The sequence below is a fragment of the Rhodoferax sp. OV413 genome (assembly GCF_900104385.1).
GTDB lineage: Bacteria > Pseudomonadota > Gammaproteobacteria > Burkholderiales > Burkholderiaceae_C > Rhodoferax_B.
Genome location: NZ_FNJA01000001.1, coordinates 1,224,765 through 1,246,008, shown reverse-complemented (window position 1 = coordinate 1,246,008; position 21,244 = coordinate 1,224,765). Strand labels below are relative to the sequence as shown.

Below are 21,244 nucleotides of genomic sequence, written 5' to 3'. Positions count from 1 at the left end.
TTTTTCTTTTAACCCTTTACTGCACCGGCGGCGATACCACGCACGAACCAGCGGCCGGAGATGAAATAAATGAACAGCGGCACCGAGGATGTGAGGATGGTGGCCGCCATGTTGACGTTGTACAAACGCTCGCCGGTGGTGGTGTTGATGATGTTGTTCAGCTGCACCGTCATCGGCAGGTTTTCGCGTCCCGCAAACACCAGGCCGAGCAGGAAGTCGTTCCAGATGTTGGTGACCTGCATGATCACCGCCACGATGATGATGGGCGTGGACATGGGCAGCATCAGCTGGAAGAAGATGCGCCAGAAGCCACCGCCGTCGATGCGCGCGGCCTTCACCAGCTCCTCGGGCAGCGAGGCGTAGTAGTTGCGGAACAGCAGGGTCATCACCGGCATGCCGAAGATGGTGTGCACCAGCACGATGGCCGGCAGGGTGCTGAACAGGCCCAGCATCGACAGGCCGCGCACCAGCGGGTACATGTGCACCTGGTAGGGGATGAAGGCGCCCAGCAGCAGGATGGTGAACAGCCAGCCAGCCCAGGGCCGGCGCCAGTAGGCCAGCGCATAGCCGTTGAGCGCGCCGATGAAGATCGACAGCAGCGCGCTAGGCACCACGATCTTCAGCGAGTTCCAGAAGCCCACCTGGATGCCTTCGCACTTCAGGCCGGTGCAGGCGCTGGACCAGGCCATGGCCCAGGCCTCCAGGTTCGGCTGGCTGGGCAGTGCGAAGATCTGGCCCAGGCGGATCTCGCTCATGGGTTTCAGCGAGGTCACCACCATCACATACAGCGGCAGCAAAAAGAACACCGCGCTCAGCAGCAGGAAGGCGTAGATGCCGAGCCGCGTAGGCGTGAGCCAGGGCTGGGGCGGGCGCTGGTTGCGCACCCGGGGGAGGGTCGTCGTGCTCATCTTCAGTGTCCCTTGGTTTGCGCACGTTCCATGCGGTTCTTGGCGTACATCCAGGGCAGCAGCAGGGCCAGCACGGTCAGCAACAGCACCACCGAGGCGGCCGAGGCCAGGCCGATGTTGGCGCGGTTGAACAGGTAGTCCATGATGAACTTGGCCGGCACCTCGCTGGCGATGCCCGGGCCGCCGCCGGTCATGGCGACCACCACGTCGAACACCTTGATCACGGCCAGCGACAGCAGCACGCTGGCGGTGGCGATGCTGGGCGCAATCATCGGCAGCACGATGCTCAGGTAGACGCGCCACACCGGGATGCCGTCGATGCGCGCGGCCTTCCAGATCTCTTCGTCCACACCGCGCAGCCCGGCCAGCATGAGCGCCATCACCAGCCCGGCAGACTGCCAGACCGCGGCCAGGGCGATGGCGTACATCACCTTGTCCTGGCTGATGATCCAGTCGAATTCAAACCCGGGAAAGCCCAGCTGGCGCACCGCCTGCTGCAGGCCCAGGCCGGGGTTCAGCATCCACTGCCAGACCAGGCCGGTAGCCACAAAGCTCATGGCATACGGGTACAAAAAGATGGTACGCAGCACGCCTTCGCCGCGCACCTTCTGGTCGATGAAGACCGCCAATAAAAAGCCGAGCACCAGGCAAGACACCACAAAGATCGCGCCAAACAGCGCCATGTTGTGCAGTGACAGCGCCCAGCGCTCGGTGGTAAACAGCCGCTCGTACTGCGCCAAGCCGACGAAGTTGGTGGTCGGAAAAGTCTTGGAGCTGGTCAGCGAAATGGTGATGGACCACAGCACCGTGCCCACGTAGCACAGCAGCACCGTTACCGCCATCGGCAGCAGGGCAAAGTTGACGGCCCAGTTCTGGCGCAGGCCGCGCCGCGGCGGAGGTTTTTTAACGGGAGCCATAGGGGTTCTGGAGGGTCCTGGAAGCAGTCAATCGGTACATCAAAAAAACAGTGCCGACGTGTGTTTGCACGCCGGCACCGGGAGAAAACGCTTAGCTCTTGATGGCGTTCTGCAAGGCCTTCACCACGTCATCCACCGACTGGTTGTTGTTCCAGTACTTGGAGATCACGTCCTGCACCGAGCCCATCACATCGGGTGGCAGCAGCGCGTCGGGGTTGGCCAGGTGGCGGCTGGTGTCCTTCATGATGGCCAGGCCGGTCTGGGCGCAGAGGTCCATCTTCGAGCTGTCGACATCGGTGCGGATGGGGATCGAGCCCTTCTTGTTGTTGAACGCTACCTGGGTCGCGGCCGAGGTCATCGAAGTGGCCAGTTGCTGCTGGGCCTTGATGGCGGCAGGGTCCTTGGTGCGCGGGAACACGAACACGTCACCGGCCAGGATGTAGGGTGACTTGGCGCCAAAGCCGGGGAAGCAGCCGAAGTCCTTGCCCGCGACCTGCTTGGCATTGGCGAACTCGCCCTTGGCCCAGTCACCCATGATCTGCACGCCGGCCTTGCCGGTGATCACCAGCGAGGTGGAGTCGTTCCAGTTGCGGCCTGGAGAGCCGGCGTCGGTGTAGCTCTTCAGGCGCTTGAAGTCGGCCAGCACCTTGCGGAAGGCCGGCGAGTTGACGGTGGCGGCGTCGCGGTCCTTGTAGAACTTCAGGTACAGGTCGGCGCCGCCGGCCTGGGCCAGCCAGCTGTAGAAGGTGATGACTTCTTGCCAGCCCTGGCCACCCAGCGCCAGCGGGATCAGGCCTGCAGCCTTGAGCTTGTCGAGGGCGGCAAACATTTCGTCCGGGGTCTTGGGTTCGGCGGCGATGCCGGCTTTGGCAAACGCGGCCTTGGAGTACCAGAACCAGCTGGGCATATGGATGTTGACCGGCGCCGCGTAGTAGTGGCCGTTGACCTTGATGCTGTTGATGATGGGCGCAGGCAGCATCTTGTCCCAGCCTTCCTTGGCGGCCACGGCGTCGATGTCGTTGAGCATGCCCTCTTTGATGATGTCCAGGTACTGCTGCGAGGTGTTGAACATCGCCGCGGTGGGCGGGTTGCCGCCGACGATGCGGTTGATGGCGGCGGCGCGGGCGTTTTCACCACCGGCCACGGCCGAGTCCACCCACACGCCACCCGATTTGGTGAACGCGCCGGCCAGCTCTTGCACGGCGGCAGATTCGCCGCCCGATGTCCACCAGTGCATGACCTCGGCCTTGGCTTGCGCATGGGCGTTGCTGCCAGCCAGGACGGCCAGCGCAGTGGCGGCCAGGGCCAGTACGGTACGGGTGTGTTGTTGCATGTTGTCTCCAGTTTTTATAGGTAATGTTCAGGGCTTGCGGCCCATGCGGAAAACCGGCAGATCGGCCATGGTGGTCGATCTTGCCAGACGGGTTAGCGCTGGGGGCGCTTGCGTTGCTGCAAAAAGGCTTGCACGGCCAGGGAGCTGTGCTTGGGCGTGCGCACCTGGGTGGTGTAGTCCACATGGGTGATGCCGAAGCGGCGCTCGTAGCCATAGGCCCATTCGAAGTTGTCCATCAGCGACCAGATGAAGTAGCCGCGCACATCCACGCCGGCCTTGATCGCGTCGTTCACCGCCATCAGGTGGTTTTCGAGGAAGCGGATGCGCTGCGGGTCGGCCACGCTGCCATCGCTCACGCTGTCGTCGCTGGCCATGCCGTTTTCGGTGATGTAGACCGGTGGCATGTCCTGGTAGCGGGCGTTGAAGTCAACCAGGATCTCGGTCAGGCCCTTGGGATAGACCTCCCAGCCCATTTGCGTGCGCTCCACCTTGTCGGAATGCGGTGCCTCTTTGTAGCCGCCTTTGCCATCGGTCTCGACCACGCTGCGGAAGTAGTAGTTGATACCCAGGAAGTCCATGGGGGTGGAGATGATTTCCATGTCGCCTGGCAGCACCAGGGGCTCGGTGCCCGGCCACAGGCGGAACATGTCTTTCGGGTAGCTGCCCAGCATCAGCGGGTCGAACACCCAGTAGTTTTGCTGCACATGGGCCAGGTAGGCGGCGTCTTTGTCGGCCGCGCTATCGGTCTGCGGGCCGAACACGCCGGTATTGCAGACGATGCCGCGCAGCGCGCCGGGGTCGTTGGCGCGGATCTTGGCCAGGGCCAGGCCGTGGCCCAGTAGCAGGTGGTGCAGGGCTTGGGTGGTCTGGCGCAGGTCGGTCACGCCGGGCGCATGGCGGCCGATTCCGTAGCCCAGGTAGGCCGAGCACCAGGGTTCGTTCAGCGTGGCCCAGGCCGTGACCTTGCCGGCCAGCTCGCGGCTCATCAGGTCGGCATAGTCGGCGAACGCGTAAGCGGTTTCGCGGCTGGCCCAGCCGCCGCGGTCTTGCAGGTGCTGGGGCAGGTCCCAGTGGTACAGCGTGACATAGGTTTGCACGCCCTTGGCCTTGAGTGCGTCCAGCAGCTTTTTGTAGAAGCTGATGCCCTTGGCGTTGGGCACGCCTTTTTCATCCATCACGCGCGGCCAGGCGATGGACAGGCGGTAGGCGTCCACGCCCAGGCCCGCGATCAGGTCCACGTCGGCTTCCCAGCGGTGGTAGTGGTCGCAGGCCACGTCGCCGGTGTCGCCATGCAGCACGCGGCCGGGTTCGTCGCAATAGGTGTCCCAGATGGACTGCAGGCGGCCGTCTTCATCGGCAGCGCCTTCGATCTGGTACGAGGCCGTGGCCACGCCCATCAGGAATTCGGGCTGGGCAATCGCCGAGTTGGCGGGGATGTTCAATGCGGGTACGGCTGGCATGGTGCTCCGGGTAGGGTGGGTTAGTGAGGCCATGTTAGGCAGCGCAGCCCGATTGGTATGTCGGGAAAGTTTGACACTCGCACTATCGCAATCCCTGAGACTTTGGTTTAGGGGCACACTCGACAATCTTTCGCCAAACACGCGCTTATATCCGCGCTTACCTATGTCCGACCAGCCACCCCATTTGACCGACCGCCTGGGTGCCGATGGCCTGCCCGGCGTGACCATCAACGTCGAGCAGCAGCGGCAGACCGACCCGCGCTTTGGCCAGGGGGCGGTATGGCGCTGGATGGGCGAGGCCGATCTGCTGGACCAGCGCGGCGAGGCCCAGGCCGAGTCGGTGGTGGTGACCAACAGCCGCCGCGTCTGGCAGCTGCTGCGCGAGATGCCTGTAGGCCTGGTGTTGTACGACGCAGACTTCAACGTGGTCTACCAGAACCGCGCAAGCGAACTGATGACCGGCTTTGCCGCCGACGTGGCCGTGGGCCGCTCGCCCGTCGGCCTGTGGATACTGCACGACCAGTACGACAGCGTCTGTAAATCGCTGCACCGCATGCGCACCGAGCGCATCGCCCTGCACGGCCGCGGCATCCAGCAGCGCCCCGACGGCCGGGTGGCCTGGGTGCAGTGGTACACCACGCCGCTGTTTGATGGCGACGACTTCATCGGCTACCTGGGTACGCATACCGACATCAGCGAAGAGCTGCGCGCCCATACCGCGGTGCGCGCAGCCAAGCAGCAGGTCGACCTGCTGGTCGATGCGGCAGTGGACATCGCCATGCTGCAGCTGTCGCCCGCGGGCCGGGTGCAAAGCTGGAACCGCAATGCCGAGACCCTGTTTGGCGTGCCCGCGGTCGAGGCCCTGGGCCAGGACATGCGCCCGCTGCTGGCCCAGCTGCCGTTTGAACAGGCGCGGGTACAGCAACTGCTGGACGGTGCCGCCGGCGGCCAGCGCATGGAGTTCGAAGGCTGGCTGCCGCGCCAGCCCGGCGGTCGCTTCTGGGGCAATCTGCTGCTGTACCCGCAGCGCGACGAAAGCGATGCCATCGTGGCCGTGGTGCTGGTGGCCCGCGACCTCAGCGACCGGCGCCAGGCCGAGCAAAAAATCCGCGAAAGCGAGGCCCTGCTGTCGGCCATCGTCTCCACCACCAGCGACGCCATCCTGGGCCTGGACGCCCAGGCCTGCGTGGTGTTTTCCAACCCTGCCGCGCAGCGCATCTTTGGCCGCAGCGCCGGGCTGCTGCTGGGACTGCCGCTGGCCGAGGTGCTGCCCCATCTGGACCTGCCCACGCTGATCGGCACCGTGCGCACCCTGTCGGCCAAGCGCCACGACGGCGCCACCCTGCACCTCGAAGCCTCGGCCTCGGAAACCCGGGTCAACGGCGAGGTGCTGTTCACCCTGACCGCCCGCGACGTGACCGAGCGGGTCGAATCCGAGCAGGCCTTGCTGCGCTACCGCGAGCAGCTGTCGGCCCTGTCGCGCCAGCTGATGGAGGCCGAGCAGCAGACCAACCGCCGCCTGGCCCAGCTGCTGCATGACCAGCTCGGCCAGACCCTGACCACCTTGCGGATTTCGGTCGATGCGCTGCGCGCCCAGCTGCCGCCCAGCCCCACGGCGGCCATCGACCAGAGCTGGACCCGGGTGTCCAGCATGATCGACCGCGGCATGCGCGAGGTGCGCCAGGTGCTGGTCGAACTGCGCCCGCCGCTGCTGCAAGAGCATGGCCTGGGCGTGGCGCTGGACAACGAAATCCAGGCCGAAACCGCCAACCACGCCGCCGTCGCCATCAGCCTGCACATCCCCCCGGCCATGGCCGATAGGCGCTGGAGCCCCGAGGTCGAATACGCGGTCTTCATGGTGGCCCGCGAGGCTATCGCCAACGCGCTATGCCATTCGCAATGCCGGAGCTTGCGCGTGGGCATCGAACCCCTGGGCACGCAGGGCCTGCGCCTGCTGGTGCAGGACGACGGCATCGGCCTAGGCCCGATAGGCCGCGCTCTCAAGCCCGGCCACCTGGGCCTGGTGGGCATGCGCGAACGCTCCCAGGCCATAGGCGCCTCGCTGGGCGCCCGCTCCGGCGATGACGAGCGCGGCACTGTCATCGAACTGAATTACTCCCCATGACCGACACCGTTTACCTGGTCGACGACCACGCCATCCTGCGCGAAGGCCTGCGCGCGCTGCTGGAGCCCGCGGGCTTCTGTGTGGTGGGAGAGAGCGGCGATCTGCCCACTGCCTTGCACGACATCGTGCGGGCGCCGCCGGCCTGTGTGCTGCTCGATTTGTCGCTGGGCGAGCGCTCCGGTCACGAGCTGCTGGCCGAGCTGCAGCGCCGTAAGACCCCGTCCCGCGTCGTCGTGCTGAGCATGATGGCCCAGCCGCGCCAGGTGATGGACGCGGTGCGCATGGGCGCCATGGGTTATGTGCTGAAAGGCGCGTCCGGCGCCGAGGTGATCACCGCGCTGCGCCATGCCTGTGGCGGCCAGCATTACTGGAGCCCAGCCATCGCCCGTGTCGCCCAGGAAGCCCTGCTACCCCCCGAGCCCAACGCGCCGCTGGAGCCCCTGCACACCTTGTCGCAGCGCGAGCGCCAGGTGCTGAACCTGGTGGTCCGCGGCCAGCCCAGTAGCAGCATCGCCCACACGTTGAACCTGTCGGCCAAGACAGTGGAGACCTACCGGTCGCGGGTGATGGGCAAGCTGGGGGTGAGCGATATCACCGGGCTGGTAAGGCTGGCGGTGAAGGAGGGCTTGTTGGATGGGGAGTGAGGGGGTTTGAATGAAAACGGCCGCTGGCGGAGGTGCTGCCTGCGGAAGTAGCTATTTATTTTGTAGTGGAGTGGATCGGGGCCGCGATCCCTCTGAGGCCTGCTCGATGAAGGCCGCAGCGCGCTACCGCAGGACGTAACTTGCGAGGACGGACTGCACCTCGTAGATGCTCAGCTTCTTGTTGAACTGCTTCTGCAGCGGGGCCGCCGTCCCCGATATCCAGATCTTGAGCTCTGCATCCAGGTCAAAGGTGCCCGCGGTTTCGATGCTGAAGTGGGTGATGCTCTTGTACGGAATTGAGTGGTATTCCACCTTGCTTCCTGTTATCCCTTGCTTGTCGACAAGAACAAAACGCTTGTCGGTGAAGACAAAGTAGTCGCGAATCAGCTGGTAGGCGTGCTCCACCTTCTCGCCAGGTGCAAGTATCTGGCTGAACTCGGCTTGTATTTTCGCTGCGTCGATCTTGGACGCGTTCCCCAGCATTCCGTCAAATAGTCCCATGTGTTTCCTTGGTTTCGAGTGTTGCGTAAACGGGGGGCCGTGAGGTGTTCATGTGCGGCCTAGCGTGAAGGTAAGGGGCTGCGCTTTAGCGCAGCAAACTTGACCGTAGGGTTAGGCATTGTTGCCCCAGAGAATCAATTCTTTGAATCGTCCCATGGCCCCAGTTTCCCGCTTGGTTAAATCGAAGTAGTTAGAGATTGCACGATCAATCATCTCTGCGGCAGCGACATCTACGAAAAATGTGATTGTCCCGTCATTGTTGTAGTGCTTCACTCTGTTTTTGTGAAGATTAGCGATGTTGGCTATTTCCTTCCTTGCTTTTGTTGCCTCGAGAGATTGCAATTCTTTTTTCTGGAAGCCTAGTGCTCGAAGTGCTCCTTTAGAAATACTGTCTAGCCAGTGCTCTTTCCCTTTTTGGTTCAATAGCTTTCCTAGTATTTCTTCTGCGGCACCAGCAAGCGTAAGTGCTGAAACATAGTCCTTGTCATCTAAGAAAATAACTATCGCCCGTTCAATCTGACGATGAGCGATTTCTAGATTGGAAAGAGTTTCCTCAATCTTTTCGATCCGCATGGTTGCCTAACGTGAAGATGACCGGACCACAACACTCTGCGGCGAAGCCGCCTCCTGCAGCTGTGGGTCCGAGTCGATTGACTTGTTAGAGCGCATGTTGGAGCGGAACGGTGTACTCATTTCGAACTCGGCATTCACCGCTGCTCTGTGCTATCTCGCCACGCAGCCATCAGAACTCGCCACCCGACGCCGGCAATCAAGACATGGAAGATCATGGCACCCCAAAACCCAATAGGGTCATCCGGAAGGGAATAGATCCGCGCGAAAGAGGGAGTTTTCGAGACCTCACGAACTCGCCCCTCGTAGACGAAGAAAAAGGGCGCGGCGGTGAGAAGTGCGTTAAGAACGAACAGTGCGCCCAAGCCTAGCCAAGTGAACGCCTTCTCGAGAGGACGTGGCATTCTTTCGCTTTAACCCAATATAGACCGTAAACCCCGGTCGATACATCCGGCGCTTGACGATACATCTGGTGAAGAAAAATTCGCAAACCTGCGTTGGCGTTGGGCTTGCGATGTGGCTGGAGTGCAAAACATCAGGTATAAATTTTCCGTGAAACTTGGCGGCTTTTTGTTGCAGGCATCGGTCTGCAAAGGGAGAGCCTTGACCTGAGGTGGTGTACCACTATAGCTCGGCATAACTTGGTGACGGCTGGATGCAGCGTTGGCTGCCCCTCAAAAGATGGAGATTGCACTGCTCTATTTCCCGTAGCCGCGGGCGTAGGATTTTTCTTCAAGGATTTCAACGCAACTTTGGGTGGTGTGATGCGCGACTGGCGTCCATGCGATACCCGGCCGGGTATGCGCCCGGCGGCGCAGTAACTTTTCTTTTGCGCAAAAGAAAAGTCACCAAAAGAAAGGCGCCCCCACTGTCTGCGTCCCAGCGCTATCGCGCTGGGAAACCTGCGGTGCTTCGCTTTGGGCGGGGTCTGGCTAAACTCGCCTGCGGCTCAAACAACGCCAGCCCTGATCCGCCCAAAGCTGTGCTCCTCGGCGCATACAGAGGGGGACCCCGGGGATCGGGATCGGTGGCGCAGCGCGCCACATCGCGCCTAGGGCGCGAGCCCGGCTGCGCCGGGCTGGGGTTGGCTGTTCGGCTGTTGGTATTGGTTGTTCGCTCCCACGCCGTGTGGCGTCGGCGAGTAGCGCAGGGCTGGGCGGATCAGGGCCCGCGACTGTCTGAGGCCGTAGGCCGAGTTCGAGCGGGACCCCGCTCAGACCGAGCAACGCAGCGTGCCCGTAGCGCAGCGCAGGGACGACGACTTCGGCTCGCCTTTTCTTTGGTGACTTTCTTTTGGCGAAGCAAAAGAAACGTTACTGCGCCGCCGGGAGCACATCCCGGCCTGCCTATTGACGTGAACGGCCTCGCAGAAAACGCCCCAACCAAATAATCCCTGGAACCCCCAAACCCTGCCAGTTCACTCCGATCACCGGCAGCATTTACAGCTGCGAAGCGATCAGTCCGCTGTACCATTCGCCGACCCGTTCGCGCAGCGGGCGGTTGTTCCATTGTTCCAGCGTGATGCGGCGCGACTGCGCCAGGTCGGCCTCGAAGATCTGTTTTTGCTGCTGCGCAAAGCTGGGGCTGATGATGTTCAGCGTAGCCTCGTCGTTGAGCCGGAACGAGCGGTTGTCGAAGTTGGTGGACCCCACAGATACGAACAGGTCATCCACCACCATCACCTTGCAGTGGTACATGGTGGGTGCGTATTCGGCGATGACCGCGCCGGCGCTCAGCAGTGGCCCCCATTTGGCGCGCGACGCGCTGCGTACCGTCTCGCTGTCGATGTGCTCACCGGGCACCACCACCCGTAGTTTCACGCCGCGCTGCAGGGCCGCCAGCAGCGCCCGGGTGGTCAATGCATCGGGTACGAAGTAGGCGGCCGACAGGTCGATACTGCGGTCGGCCGCGCCGATGGCCATCAGGTACATCAGCTGCATGCTGTCACTGCCGCCAGTGGGCGAGCTGCTGAACATCTGCGCCACATGGTCGCCCACCGGGGCCAGTGGCGGGAAGTAGCTGGGGCCATGGAGCACGTCGCCGGTCACCTTCACCCAGTTGTCCAGAAAGACCGCCTGCAGCTGGGCGACCACCGGTCCCTCGATGCGGAAGTGGGTGTCGCGCCAGTGGCCGGGGTCTTGGGCTTGGCCCGTCCACTCGGGGGCTATGCCGACCCCGCCGGTAAAGCCCACCTGGCCATCCACCACCAGCAGCTTGCGGTGGGTGCGGTTGTTCAGCCGGCCCAGGTGCGACCAGTGCGGCGGATGGAATTTCTGGATTTGCACGCCGGCCGAACGCATCTCGTCCAGCAGCTTCTCGTCCATCTTGGCGCTGCCCACCCAGTCGAGCAGCAGGTGGGTTTTCACGCCATGGCGGGCGCGCTCTGCCAATGCGTCGGCAAACTGCTGGCCCACCTCGCCCGACCAGTAGATGTAGGTCTCGAACGTGATGGTCTTCTGCGCGGAGCGGATTGCCTGCAGCATGGACGGAAAAATCTGGTCGCCGTTCAGCAGCACCTGCGTTTGGCTGCCTGGCAAAAACACCCGCCCCAGCAGCACGCCAAGCTCTTGCGCGAAGCGCGGGTCGGCAATGCTGTAGGCGCGTGTGACGTGCTGTTCGATCTTCTTTTCGCCGCCGATGAAGTTGACGGCCAGCAGCGATGCCGCCATGGTGGCCAGCACGATGGCCAGTATGGAGAGGACGGAAAGCCGTCTGGGGCGGAAGAAGTGCATTGGGCATTGTCTTGCAATTTGGTGACAACCCTGCATCAGCCAGGCGGCCGTAACCCTATGCTGCGCTATGTAACGGGCCGTTTCTACAATCCATCCATGCATAAAAAGACTTTGGCGGTAATCGTGTTGGTGGCAATGGCGGGGGCGGGAGCCTGGTGGTGGACCTCGCGCGGCGGCAGCGATGTGCCGGTGTACCGCACCGGCACGCTGGAGCGCGGGCCGCTGCTGGCCACGGTGGCGGCCAGCGGGGCGGTGAACCCGGTGACCCAGGTATCGGTGGGCACCCAGGTGTCGGGGCAGATCAAGGAGCTGTTTGCCGACTTCAACGACGAGGTCAAGGCCGGCCAGCTGATCGCCATGCTCGACCCGGAAACCTTTGAATACCGGGTCCGCTCGGCCCAGGCCGATGTGGACGCGGCGCGGGCTGCTGTGTTGACGGCGCAGGCCAACGCGGCGGCCAGCCGGGCGGCGGTGTCCAAGGCCCAGGTCGATCTGGCCGAGGCCCAGCGCGACTTCGAGCGCAAGCGCGACCTGGCCGACAAGCAGTTCATCGCCCAGAGCGAGGTGGACCGCACCCGGGCCCTGGTCAACACCAGCGGCGAACTGCTGAAGCTGGCGCAGGCCCAGCTCAGCGTGACCGAGGCGCAGATCAAGACCGTGCAGGCCAACGTAGCGCAGCGCGAGGCAGTGCTGGGCCAGGCGCGCATCGACCTGGGCCGCACCCGCATCACCTCGCCGGTGAACGGCATTGTCATCAAACGGGCCATCGAGCGCGGCCAGACCGTGGCCGCCAGCCTGCAGTCGCCCGAGCTGTTTGTAATTGCGCAGAACCTGCGTGACATGCAGGTCGAGGCCAGCATCGATGAGAGCGATGTGGGCCGCATCCGCCTGGGCCAGAAGGCCAACTTCACGGTCGACGCCTTTCCGGGCCAGACCTTCGAGGGCGAGGTGCGCCAGGTGCGCAAGGCCGCGTCCAACGTGGCCAATGTGGTCACCTATGTGGCCGTGGTGCGCTTTGCCAATGCCGACGGCCGGCTGCTGCCGGGCATGACGGCGAACGTGCGCGTCATCACCGACAAGCGCGACGAGGTGCTGAAGGTGCCGAACGCCGCGCTGCGCATGCGCATCACCGATGCTGCCCCTGCTCCTAATACCGTAGCGGCTCCCGCAGATGCAGCAAGCGCCAGCGGCACAAAACCCCTGAATCCTGCGCGCCGCGGCCGGATCTACCTGCTGGACGCAGCCGGCAAGCCGCTGGCCACCACGGTGTGGCTGGGCATTACCGACGGCAGCAGCACCGAGCTGCTGGACCCGGACGCCGCCTTGAAGGACGGCACCAAGGTCGTCACCGGCAACCCGCTGGCCGGTGCGCCGCGCGCCAATGCGCCCAAGGTGCCGTTTTGAACCTCGTCCAATCCGTCGACCTGGGCAAGCGCTACGCCATGGGCGGCGACGTGGTGCACGCCCTGCGCGGCGTGTCGCTGCAGATCGCCGAGGGCGACTTCGTGGCCATCATGGGCACCTCGGGCTCGGGCAAGTCCACGCTGATGAACATCCTCGGCTGCCTGGACACGCCCAGCAGCGGCAGCTACGCGCTGGCCGGCGAGGCGGTGCAGGGCATGGACGCCGATGCGCTGGCCCTGGTGCGGAACCGGCGCATCGGCTTCGTGTTCCAGCAGTTCAACCTGCTGCCGCGGGCCAGCGCGCTGGAGAACGTGGAGCTGCCCCTGGTCTACGCCGGCGTGCCGGCCGCGCAACGGCGCGAGCGCGCGGTGGCGGCGCTGCAGCGTGTGGGCCTGGGCGAGCGGCTGCTGCACACGCCGGCCGAGCTGTCGGGCGGCCAGCAGCAGCGGGTGGCGATTGCGCGGGCCCTGGTCAACGGGCCGCAGCTGATACTGGCCGACGAGCCCACGGGCGCGCTGGACAGCCAGACTTCCGAAGAGGTGATGCAGCTGCTGTCCGACCTGAACGCGCAGGGCATCACCGTGGTGCTGGTGACCCACGAGGCCGACATTGCGGCCTGGGCGCGGCGCAAGATCGTCTTCAAGGACGGGCAGATCGTCGAAGACCTGCGGCGCGCCTCCGACACCTTGCACACGCTGCCGGCCCAGCGCCGGCCCGAGGCCCGCGGCGCAGCGCGGATGAACGGCCTGGCCGCCTTGCGCAGCGCCTGGCGGGCCCTGGCGTCCAACGCCTTGCGCAGCCTGCTGACCATGCTGGGCATCATCATCGGCGTGGCGGCGGTGATCACCATGGTGGCGGTGGGCCGCGGCGCCACCGACCGGGTGCAGGAGCAGATGAAGGGCCTGGGTTCGAACATCATGCTGGTGCTGCCCGGCGGCGCCACCGCCGCCGGCGTGCGCCAGGGTGCGCAGACCCGCAGCCGCCTGACCGAGGAAGACGCGACCGCCATCCAGGTGGAAGTGCCCGAGGTGCAGGTGGCCGCGCCGTCATCGCGCACCACGGCCCAGGTGGTGGCCAACAACGCCAACTGGAGCACCACGATCTTCGGGACCACCAACGAATACCTGGAGGCGCGCGAATGGCCGCTGGCCGCGGGCCGGGCCTTTGAAGACGCCGAGCTGCAGGGCTCGGCCAAGGTGGCGCTGATCGGCATCACGGTAGCGCAGGAGTTGTTTGGCGATGCCGACCCGATCGACCAGCTGGTGCGGGTGCGCACCGTGCCGGTGAAGATCGTCGGCGTGCTCAGCCGCAAGGGCCAGAACTCCATGGGCCAGGACCAGGATGACATCCTGGTGCTGCCGATCTCCACTTACCGCAACCGGCTGCAAGGCGGCTCGCCGGGCAATGTGAAGCGGGTCTGGGCCATCAACGTGAAAGTGCGCGAAGGCCAGAGCATGCAGGTGGCCGAGGAGAACATCCGCGAGCTGCTGCGCCAGCGCTTCAAGGTGGAGGCCAGCGCCGACGACACCTTCACCCTGCGCAACCTCAGCGAGATACTGGAAGCGCAAGAGGCGTCGAGCCGCACCATGACCCTGCTGCTGGCTGCGGTGGCCGGTATCAGCCTGCTGATCGGTGGCATCGGCATCATGAACATCATGCTGGTCAGTGTGACCGAGCGCACCCGCGAGATCGGCCTGCGCATGGCGGTGGGCGCGCGAGGCCGCGACATCCTGGTGCAGTTCCTGGTCGAAGCCGTGTCCCTGAGCCTGCTGGGCGGCGCAGTCGGCGTGCTGCTGGGCGCGTTGGCCACCTGGGCGGTGGGGCAGTGGGCCGGCTGGCAGGTCAGCATGACGTTTGCGTCCATCCTGTTGGCTGTGGGTTTCTCGGCCGCGGTCGGGGTTTTCTTTGGCTTTTACCCGGCGCGCCGGGCCTCGCTGCTGCAGCCGATACAGGCCTTGCGGCATGCCTGATCCAGCACCGAATTCTTGATACCTGGCGTTTACCTGGCCTCCGTATGATCCGCAAAAATCACGGACTCGGGGATGGCTATGGTGGGTTTGGTGCGCAAATGGGTGGCGTGGGGGGCGGTGTGTGGGGTGGCCAGTGTGCTGGTCGGCTGCGGTGGTGGCAGCGGTAGCGACAGCGCCGCCAGCAGCACCAGTACCACCAATTGCACGACTTCGGACACTGTCTCGGCCGAGGCCGGCAGCGCGGTCAGCCAGACGGCGCTGGCTGCTCCGCTGGACAGCCTGGTTACCCGCGCCGAGTCCATGCGCTTTACTGGCGTCAGCCATGTGTCACCGATCCAGACGCGCAGCGGGCAGCAGCTGCGCACTACCAGCATCAGTCTGGGCGAGCTGTCGCAGGCCCGCCTGGCCACGGCGGCCGCGCAGGGCGGTGGCCCGCGCAAAGTCGGCCTGGCGCGCACGCTGCTGCAGACCGCCAGCGTCGCCGGCACAGCCGCGGTGCTGGACTGGCAGAGCAGCGCCAGCGGCGGCAAGGTAGCGGCCATCAGCATCACATCCGACGCGGCCAAGGGCTTGCGCCTGGGCGTGCTGGTGCGCAGCCTGCCAACCCAGGCCACGCTGCGCATCTACGCCCAGGGCAGCAGCACGGCCTACGAAGTGGCGGCGCAAGAGGTGTTGGCCACGCTGCAGCGCAACCGGGCGGCCGGCGACACCACTGATGCCGCGCGCATGTACTGGACCCCGCTGGTCGAGGGCAGCGAGGCCACGCTGGAGGTGGAGCTGCCGGCTTCGGTCAGCACCGACAGCGTGCAGATCGCCATCCCCAGCCTGTCGCATGTTTACAGCGCGCTGGCGTCGGATGGAGAGAACGTGGCCAAGGTCGGCGAGGCCGGCAGTTGCGAGGTCAATGTGGCCTGCAATAGCGACTACAGCAGCGCCGAGAGCAATGCGGTGGCGCGCATGGTGTTTGTCGGCAGCGACGGCGGCACCTACCAGTGCTCGGGCACGCTGGTCAACGACAGCAGCAGCAGCGGCACGCCGTATTTCCTGTCGGCCAACCACTGCATCTCCAAGCAGTCCGAAGCCTCGACCCTGCAGACCTACTGGTTCTACCGGGCCAACAGCTGCAGCGGCACCACGCTGAACAGCGCCTACCAGACGCGCACCGGCGGTGCCACCCTGCTGTACGCCAGTGCGGTGACCGACACCTCGTTCATGCAGCTGGTCGACACCCCGCCCACCGGCGTGACCTACGCGGGCTGGTCGGTGGCCGCGCCCACGCTGAATGCGGCGGTGGCCGGCATCCACCACCCCAAGGGCGATCTGCAAAAGGTCAGCACCGGCAGCCTCAGCGCGTTCCAGGACTGCTCGGTGCTGAACGCGACGTCCGACACCTTTACCTGCTCCAGCGGCACGCAGAGCGGCAGCAAGTTCATCAACGCCACCTTCAGCAGCGGCGTCACCGAGTCGGGCAGCAGCGGCTCGCCGCTGTTCCAGACCAGTGGCAGCAGCCACTACCTGGTGGGCCAGCTGTATGGCGGCAGCTCCAGCTGCGCGGCACCCAGCGGCAGCAATATCTACGGCCGCTTCGACGTGGCCTACAACGCGGCGCTCAGCCAGTGGCTGAACCTGGCTTCGTCGGCGGCGCTGGCGGTGAGCAGCCTGGGCAATGGCAGCGGTACCGTCAGCTCGTCGCCCAGCGGCATCAGCTGCGGCAGCACCTGCGCCGCGCCGTTCAGCATCGGCAGCAGCGTGGTGCTGACGGCCACGCCGGCCAGCGGCTCCAGCTTTGCCGGCTGGGGCGGCGCCTGCAGCGGCACCGGCAGTTGCAGCCTGACCATGGACGTGGCCAAAAGCGTGACCGCTACCTTCAGCGTGCCCAGCATTGCGCTGGCCACGGCGCTGGACAGCAGCCTGGTGTGGAGCACCGGCGGCGATGCGGGCTTCTTCGGCCAGACCAGTACCTACAAGGTGGGCGGCTCGGCAGCCCAGTCGGGGGCGATTGGCAATAGCCAGAGCAGCACCTTGAGTACAACCGTCACCGGGCCGGGCAGCCTGGCGTTCGACTGGAAGGTTTCGTCCGAGCTGGGCTACGACCTGTTCAGCGTGGCGGTGGACGGTGTGCAGCAGTATTCGTGGAGCGGGCAGGGCGCGTGGTCCAGCAACACGCTGGCGATTGCCTCGGGCAGCCACAGCGTGGTCTGGACCTATGCCAAGGACGCGAACCGCAGCTCGGGCCAGGACGCGGGCTGGGTAGACAACGTGGTCTACACCGCCAGCACGGCCAGTACCACGACGACGACCACCACGACCACCACGACCACGCCGGCTACCACCTGCACCAGCAGCGCGGCCGCCATTGCCAAGCGCCGTTGAAGCTTTGTGCTATTGATTAAATAGCTGCTTGCGCAAGAGCTAATTGCGCTGCAGCCCGGTTTTATATAAATTTCCAGAGTCCTGGCGCTGCACAGCTTTGTCACGGTCCACGCGTTATATTCATGCGCTAGGCCTACGGGCGAACAAATCTTTACAAGCAGGGGTACAGGCAATGGCGCGGATCTTGGCAGTCAGTGGTGTGGTGTTGGCCGTAGGCCTGGTGGCGGGTTGCAGCGGCGGCGGTGGAGGCGGCGGTACGGCAGCCAGTGGCGGCACTAGCTGCTTGTCTCCCACGGCCAAGGCGACCGATGTGCTGTCGTCCGGCACGGTGAGCCGGGCCGAGTCCATGCAGGCCGCGTCGGGTGCCGAGGCCTCGGCCTTGCAGCCCCGTTCATTGTTGGCGGTGCGTACCAGCCGTGTGGCCTTGGGCGATGTTAGCCAGGCCCGTCTGGCCGCTGAAAAGCCCTTGCTGACCCAGGTGGGTGTGCCGCGCAAGATCGGCCTGGCGCGCGATGTCGCGGCCACCGCCAGCGTGGCGGCTACCCAGGCCCAGCTGCAGTGGCAGGCCACGGCCAGCGGCGGCCAGGTGGCGGCCATCAGCATCAGCACCGGCCAGGCCAAGGGTGTGCGCCTGGGCGTGCTGGTGCGCAGCCTACCGGCACAGGCCACGCTGCGTATCTACGCCCAGGGCAGCACGACGGCCTATACGGTCCCAGCCCAAGACGTGTTGGATACCTTGCAGCGCAACCGCGATGCCGGCGACAGCAGTGATGCCGCGCGCATGTACTGGACGCCGGTGGTCGACGGCGCCGAGGCCACGCTGGAAATCGAGCTGCCGGCTGCGGTCAGCACCGCGGGGGTGGAGGTCGCCATTCCGCGCATTTCCCACCTGTTCATGACGCCGCTGGCCGACGGTACGAATGTGGCCAAGGCCGCGGGCAGCTGCGAGGTGGATGCAGTCTGCAACACCAGCTACACCAGCGAGAGCAATTCGGTCGCCCGCATGAGCTTTGTGGAAGACGGCGCCTCTTTTGTCTGCACCGGCACGCTGCTCAACGACACCCGAGGCAGCGGCATACCGTATTTCCTGGGCGCCAACCATTGCATCTCCACCCAGGCGGCGGCGTCTACCCTGCAGACCTGGTGGTTCTATCGCGCCACCAGCTGCGGCAGCGGCGTGATGAATGCCGGTGCCCGGAGTCTCCCAGGCGGCGCTACCTTGCTGTACCAGAGCGAAACTACCGATACCTCATTCATGCGCTTGCTTGGCACGCCGCCAGCGGGCGCGGTGTTTTCCGGCTGGTCGGTCAATCCGGCGACCGTGGGTTCGGTGGCGGCCAGCGTGCACCATCCGGATGGCGATCTGCAGAAGGTCAGCACCGGCAGCATCACCTCGTTCTTGAGCTGCACGTTGCTCAGCGCCTCGACGCTGAACTTCAGCTGCACCAACTCAACCCAGGCCGCCGGTAACTTCATCAACGCCAAGTTCACCAGCGGTGCCACCGAAGAGGGCAGCAGCGGCGCGCCCCTGTTCGAAACCGTGGGCACCGGCCATTACCTGGTGGGCCAGCTGTATGGCGGCAACTCCAGCTGCAGCAACCTGTCGGGCAGCAATGCCTATGGCCGCTTCGACGTAGCCTACACCGCGGCTTTGAGCCGCTGGCTGACCGCAGCCGCTGGCACCTGCCCCTGAGTTTGCTATGGAATAAAGAGCTGCTAGCGCTTATCTAATAAGCGCTAGCAGGCTTTTCTGTTCTATAAATTAATGGCCGCAGCGACGGCGCATGTGTGAGAGGGAGTAAAGATCGGGCCATGCCACCGGAGTGCCGTGCGACACAGGGATAATCCCTAGACAAATTGTTCTTAGGGAGTGCGCGTGGATACCATTTTGCTGATCAAGGCTGCCGTCATGGGCATCGTCGAGGGCCTGACCGAATTCCTGCCGGTGTCGTCCACCGGCCATTTGATACTGGCTGGCGCGCTGCTGGGCATGGACGACGACAAGGCCAAGGTCTTCGACATTGCCATCCAGACCGGCGCCATCCTGGCGGTGGTCATGGTGTACTGGCAAAAGATCCGCGACACCGTCAGCGCCTTGCCGACCCAGCCCAAGGCGCGGCGCTTGGTGCTGAATGTGCTGATCGGCTTCTTGCCCGCGGTGGTGCTGGGCCTGCTGTTCGGCAAGGCCATCAAGGCCCATCTGTTCACCCCGGTAGTGGTGGCCAGCACCTTCATCATCGGCGGCTTCATCATCCTGTGGGCCGAGCGGCGTGCGCCCTCGGCCACCCGCGTCCACCATGTGGACGACATGACCATGCTGGACGCGCTCAAGGTCGGCTTGGTCCAGTGCTTTGCCATGATCCCCGGCACCAGCCGCAGCGGCTCGACCATCATCGGCGGCATGCTGATGGGCTTGTCGCGCACCGCGGCCACCGATTTCTCGTTCTTCCTGGCCATCCCCACGCTGATCGGCGCCGGCGCCTACAGCCTGTACAAAGAGCGCGCGCTGCTGTCCATGGCGGATGCGCCGATGTTCGCGGTCGGCCTGCTGTTCTCGTTCATCAGTGCCTGGCTGTGCGTGCGCTGGCTGCTGCGTTACATCTCCACCCACAACTTCGTGCCGTTCGCCTGGTACCGCATCGCCTTCGGCATCGTGGTGCTGGCCACGGCCTGGAGTGGCCTGGTGGTGTGGGCCGAGTAATTGTGGCTCACCTCCAGGCTGCAGTGCTGCGCATCTTTCGCCAACCCCCTTGCAGGGGGCAACACCGGCAGCCTGGCAAAGCCAGTTCTACGGTGTTTCTGGATCGCGTGCGTTCTGTCTGCAATGTGCATCTGGTTAAGTTATGTTGAGGTCTATCCAGGCGGTTATTTTTGATGCCGACGGCACTCTGGTCGACAGCGAGGAGCCGGGCATGGATGTGCTGTTTGAACTGGCCCAAGCCCAGGGCGTACAGCTGACGCGCGAGGTCGCGCACCAGCAGTTCCGCGGCGTGCGCATGGCCGACTGCATTGCCTGGATTGCCGCGCAGCTGCCGCATATCCCGCCGGGCTTCGAGGCCGATTTCATGGCCCAGGTGCGGCTGCATACCGACATCCGGTTCCGCCAGGGCTTGTTGCCCTTGCCAGGCGCGCTGACCTTGCTGCAAAGCCTGGAGCTGCCGTTCTGCGTGGCCACCAACGGCCCGCGCGAAAAGGTGGAGCTGACGCTGGGCCTGACCGGCCTGCGGCCGCTGTTCGGCGACCGGATTTTTTGCGCCTACGAGGTCGGCCATTTCAAGCCCGACCCCGGCCTGTTTCTGCATGCCGCCCAGGCCTTGGGTATCGCGCCCGAACACTGCGCGGTGGTGGAAGACAGCCTACCGGGCGTGCAGGCGGGTCTGGCGGCCGGCATGCAGGTGTTCAGCCTGCACCCGCGCGAAGGGCTGCCGGCGGACATCGCCGAGCGTGTGACTTTTATTGAGAACTTGGGGGCGTTACCGCCGCTGCTGGCGCGGAGCTGAGGTTGAGCAGCGCGGCCTCGATCGCCGCGGCCGTGGCCAGCGGTTTCTCCATGGGAAACAAATGGCTGCCGTCCAGCATCATGGTGCGGCCCTGGGTGATTTTGTCGGTCATGGCCATGCCGACTTGCCGCATTTCTGTGGAATGCGTGCCACCGATGAAGGCTACCGGGCATTTCGGCGGATGGCGGCGCAGCAGGCTCTCCAGATGGTCGGGGAGGGTGTTGTAGATGGCGGTTTCCACCGCGCGGTCGAAGCCCAGCACCCGCTTGCCATCTGCGTCGTCGACCATGCCATGGGCGATGTAGTCCTGCAGTACCTGTGGGTCCCAGCGGGCAAAGGCTTTTTTGCTTTGAAAGTGCTCGAGTGCGGCCTGCTGGCTGGGCCAATGTTGGCGCCTGCGCTTGCTGACTTTGCCGGGAGAGACGGATTCGACCATCCGCACCCGTTTGAATGCGCCCAGCGTGGTGGCGCGCCAGCCACCGACCAGGGGTGCGTCCAGCAGCAGCACGCCGCGCGCCAATTCCGGGTGCAGGGCGGCGGCCATCAGGCTCAGGAATCCGCCCAGGGAATGGCCGACCAGGAACACCGGTTCACCGTGTTGCTGCACCACCCGGCCGGCGAAGTCGGCCAGCTGCTGCACCAGATGCGGCCAGTTGTTGCTGACCGGGTATTGCGGGTCGTGGCCGAACTTGTCTATCGCTTCGACTTTGTAGCCGCGGGCCCGCAGACTGCCGAACAGCAGGCCGTAGGTGGATGCGGGGAAGCTGTTGGCGTGCGAGAAGACGATGGGCTGCATGGCTGGCATTG

The 21,244-nt window shown here is 64.8% G+C and carries 16 protein-coding genes; 8 read left to right on the top strand and 8 right to left on the bottom strand.

All coding sequences use genetic code 11. The features are described from left to right. Positions 1 to 8 precede the first annotated feature (8 nt). From BLT66_RS05705 to BLT66_RS05690, 4 genes are all read right to left on the bottom strand, one after another. A complete protein-coding gene (locus tag BLT66_RS05705) occupies positions 9 to 908 on the bottom strand; it encodes a carbohydrate ABC transporter permease (RefSeq protein WP_092756534.1) in 900 nt (299 codons plus the stop codon). 2 nt (positions 909 to 910) lie between these two features. Beyond that, positions 911 to 1,825 (bottom strand): carbohydrate ABC transporter permease, encoded by a 915-nt coding sequence (locus BLT66_RS05700; protein ID WP_092756532.1) that lies wholly within the window; start codon positions 1,823 to 1,825, stop codon positions 911 to 913. Positions 1,826 to 1,916: 91 nt separating this feature from the next. After that, entirely contained in the window at positions 1,917 to 3,158 is a 1,242-nt protein-coding gene (locus tag BLT66_RS05695; RefSeq protein WP_092756530.1) for an ABC transporter substrate-binding protein, read from the bottom strand. Between the two features lie 92 nt (positions 3,159 to 3,250). Next, positions 3,251 to 4,618, bottom strand: coding sequence for a GH1 family beta-glucosidase (locus BLT66_RS05690; RefSeq protein ID WP_255406781.1), 1,368 nt, complete (start codon positions 4,616 to 4,618; stop codon positions 3,251 to 3,253). 163 nt (positions 4,619 to 4,781) lie between these two features. On the opposite strand from BLT66_RS05690, the gene BLT66_RS05685 reads away from it, so the two are divergent. Further along, positions 4,782 to 6,743 carry a PAS domain-containing sensor histidine kinase gene (locus tag BLT66_RS05685; protein WP_176954975.1) on the top strand — a complete coding sequence of 654 codons (1,962 nt, stop codon included), beginning with the start codon at positions 4,782 to 4,784 and terminating at the stop codon, positions 6,741 to 6,743. Continuing rightward, positions 6,740 to 7,387 carry a response regulator gene (locus tag BLT66_RS05680; RefSeq protein ID WP_092756524.1) on the top strand — a complete coding sequence of 216 codons (648 nt, stop codon included), beginning with the start codon at positions 6,740 to 6,742 and terminating at the stop codon, positions 7,385 to 7,387. Before BLT66_RS05685 ends, BLT66_RS05680 begins: the two co-directional genes overlap by 4 nt. Before the next feature lie 123 nt (positions 7,388 to 7,510). On the opposite strand, the gene BLT66_RS05675 is transcribed toward BLT66_RS05680, so the two are convergent. From BLT66_RS05675 to BLT66_RS05660, 3 genes are all read right to left on the bottom strand, one after another. Then, entirely contained in the window at positions 7,511 to 7,888 is a 378-nt protein-coding gene (locus tag BLT66_RS05675; RefSeq protein WP_092756522.1) for a PH domain-containing protein, read from the bottom strand. Positions 7,889 to 7,999: 111 nt separating this feature from the next. Further along, positions 8,000 to 8,461 (bottom strand): hypothetical protein, encoded by a 462-nt coding sequence (locus BLT66_RS05670; protein ID WP_092756520.1) that lies wholly within the window; start codon positions 8,459 to 8,461, stop codon positions 8,000 to 8,002. A gap of 1,436 nt (positions 8,462 to 9,897) precedes the next feature. Beyond that, on the bottom strand, positions 9,898 to 11,190 hold the full coding sequence (locus tag BLT66_RS05660; protein ID WP_092756516.1) for a phospholipase D-like domain-containing protein: 1,293 nt from the start codon (positions 11,188 to 11,190) through the stop codon (positions 9,898 to 9,900). Between the two features lie 96 nt (positions 11,191 to 11,286). On the opposite strand from BLT66_RS05660, the gene BLT66_RS05655 reads away from it, so the two are divergent. From BLT66_RS05655 to BLT66_RS05630, 6 genes are all read left to right on the top strand, one after another. Further along, positions 11,287 to 12,594, top strand: a complete 1,308-nt coding sequence (locus BLT66_RS05655; protein WP_176954974.1) for an efflux RND transporter periplasmic adaptor subunit — start codon at positions 11,287 to 11,289, stop codon at positions 12,592 to 12,594. Continuing rightward, complete coding sequence (locus BLT66_RS05650; protein ID WP_092756512.1) at positions 12,591 to 14,564, top strand: ABC transporter permease; 1,974 nt, start codon at positions 12,591 to 12,593, stop codon at positions 14,562 to 14,564. The genes BLT66_RS05655 and BLT66_RS05650 overlap by 4 nt, the downstream gene beginning before the upstream one ends. A 72-nt stretch (positions 14,565 to 14,636) precedes the next feature. Continuing rightward, positions 14,637 to 16,937, top strand: a complete 2,301-nt coding sequence (locus BLT66_RS26735; protein WP_176954973.1) for an InlB B-repeat-containing protein — start codon at positions 14,637 to 14,639, stop codon at positions 16,935 to 16,937. 172 nt (positions 16,938 to 17,109) lie between these two features. Then, on the top strand, positions 17,110 to 18,630 hold the full coding sequence (locus tag BLT66_RS05640) for a trypsin-like serine peptidase (RefSeq protein ID WP_092756510.1): 1,521 nt from the start codon (positions 17,110 to 17,112) through the stop codon (positions 18,628 to 18,630). A 183-nt stretch (positions 18,631 to 18,813) separates the two neighbouring features. Next, positions 18,814 to 19,638, top strand: coding sequence for an undecaprenyl-diphosphate phosphatase (locus BLT66_RS05635; RefSeq protein WP_092757036.1), 825 nt, complete (start codon positions 18,814 to 18,816; stop codon positions 19,636 to 19,638). Between the two features lie 142 nt (positions 19,639 to 19,780). Further along, positions 19,781 to 20,437: an HAD family hydrolase gene (locus tag BLT66_RS05630; RefSeq protein WP_092756508.1), complete on the top strand. Its 657-nt coding sequence runs from the start codon at positions 19,781 to 19,783 to the stop codon at positions 20,435 to 20,437. Here the strand turns inward: BLT66_RS05630 and BLT66_RS05625 are convergent. After that, positions 20,391 to 21,233, bottom strand: coding sequence for an alpha/beta hydrolase (locus BLT66_RS05625; protein WP_092756506.1), 843 nt, complete (start codon positions 21,231 to 21,233; stop codon positions 20,391 to 20,393). The two genes, BLT66_RS05630 and BLT66_RS05625, sit on opposite strands and share 47 nt — an antisense overlap. Positions 21,234 to 21,244: the final 11 nt, after the last annotated feature.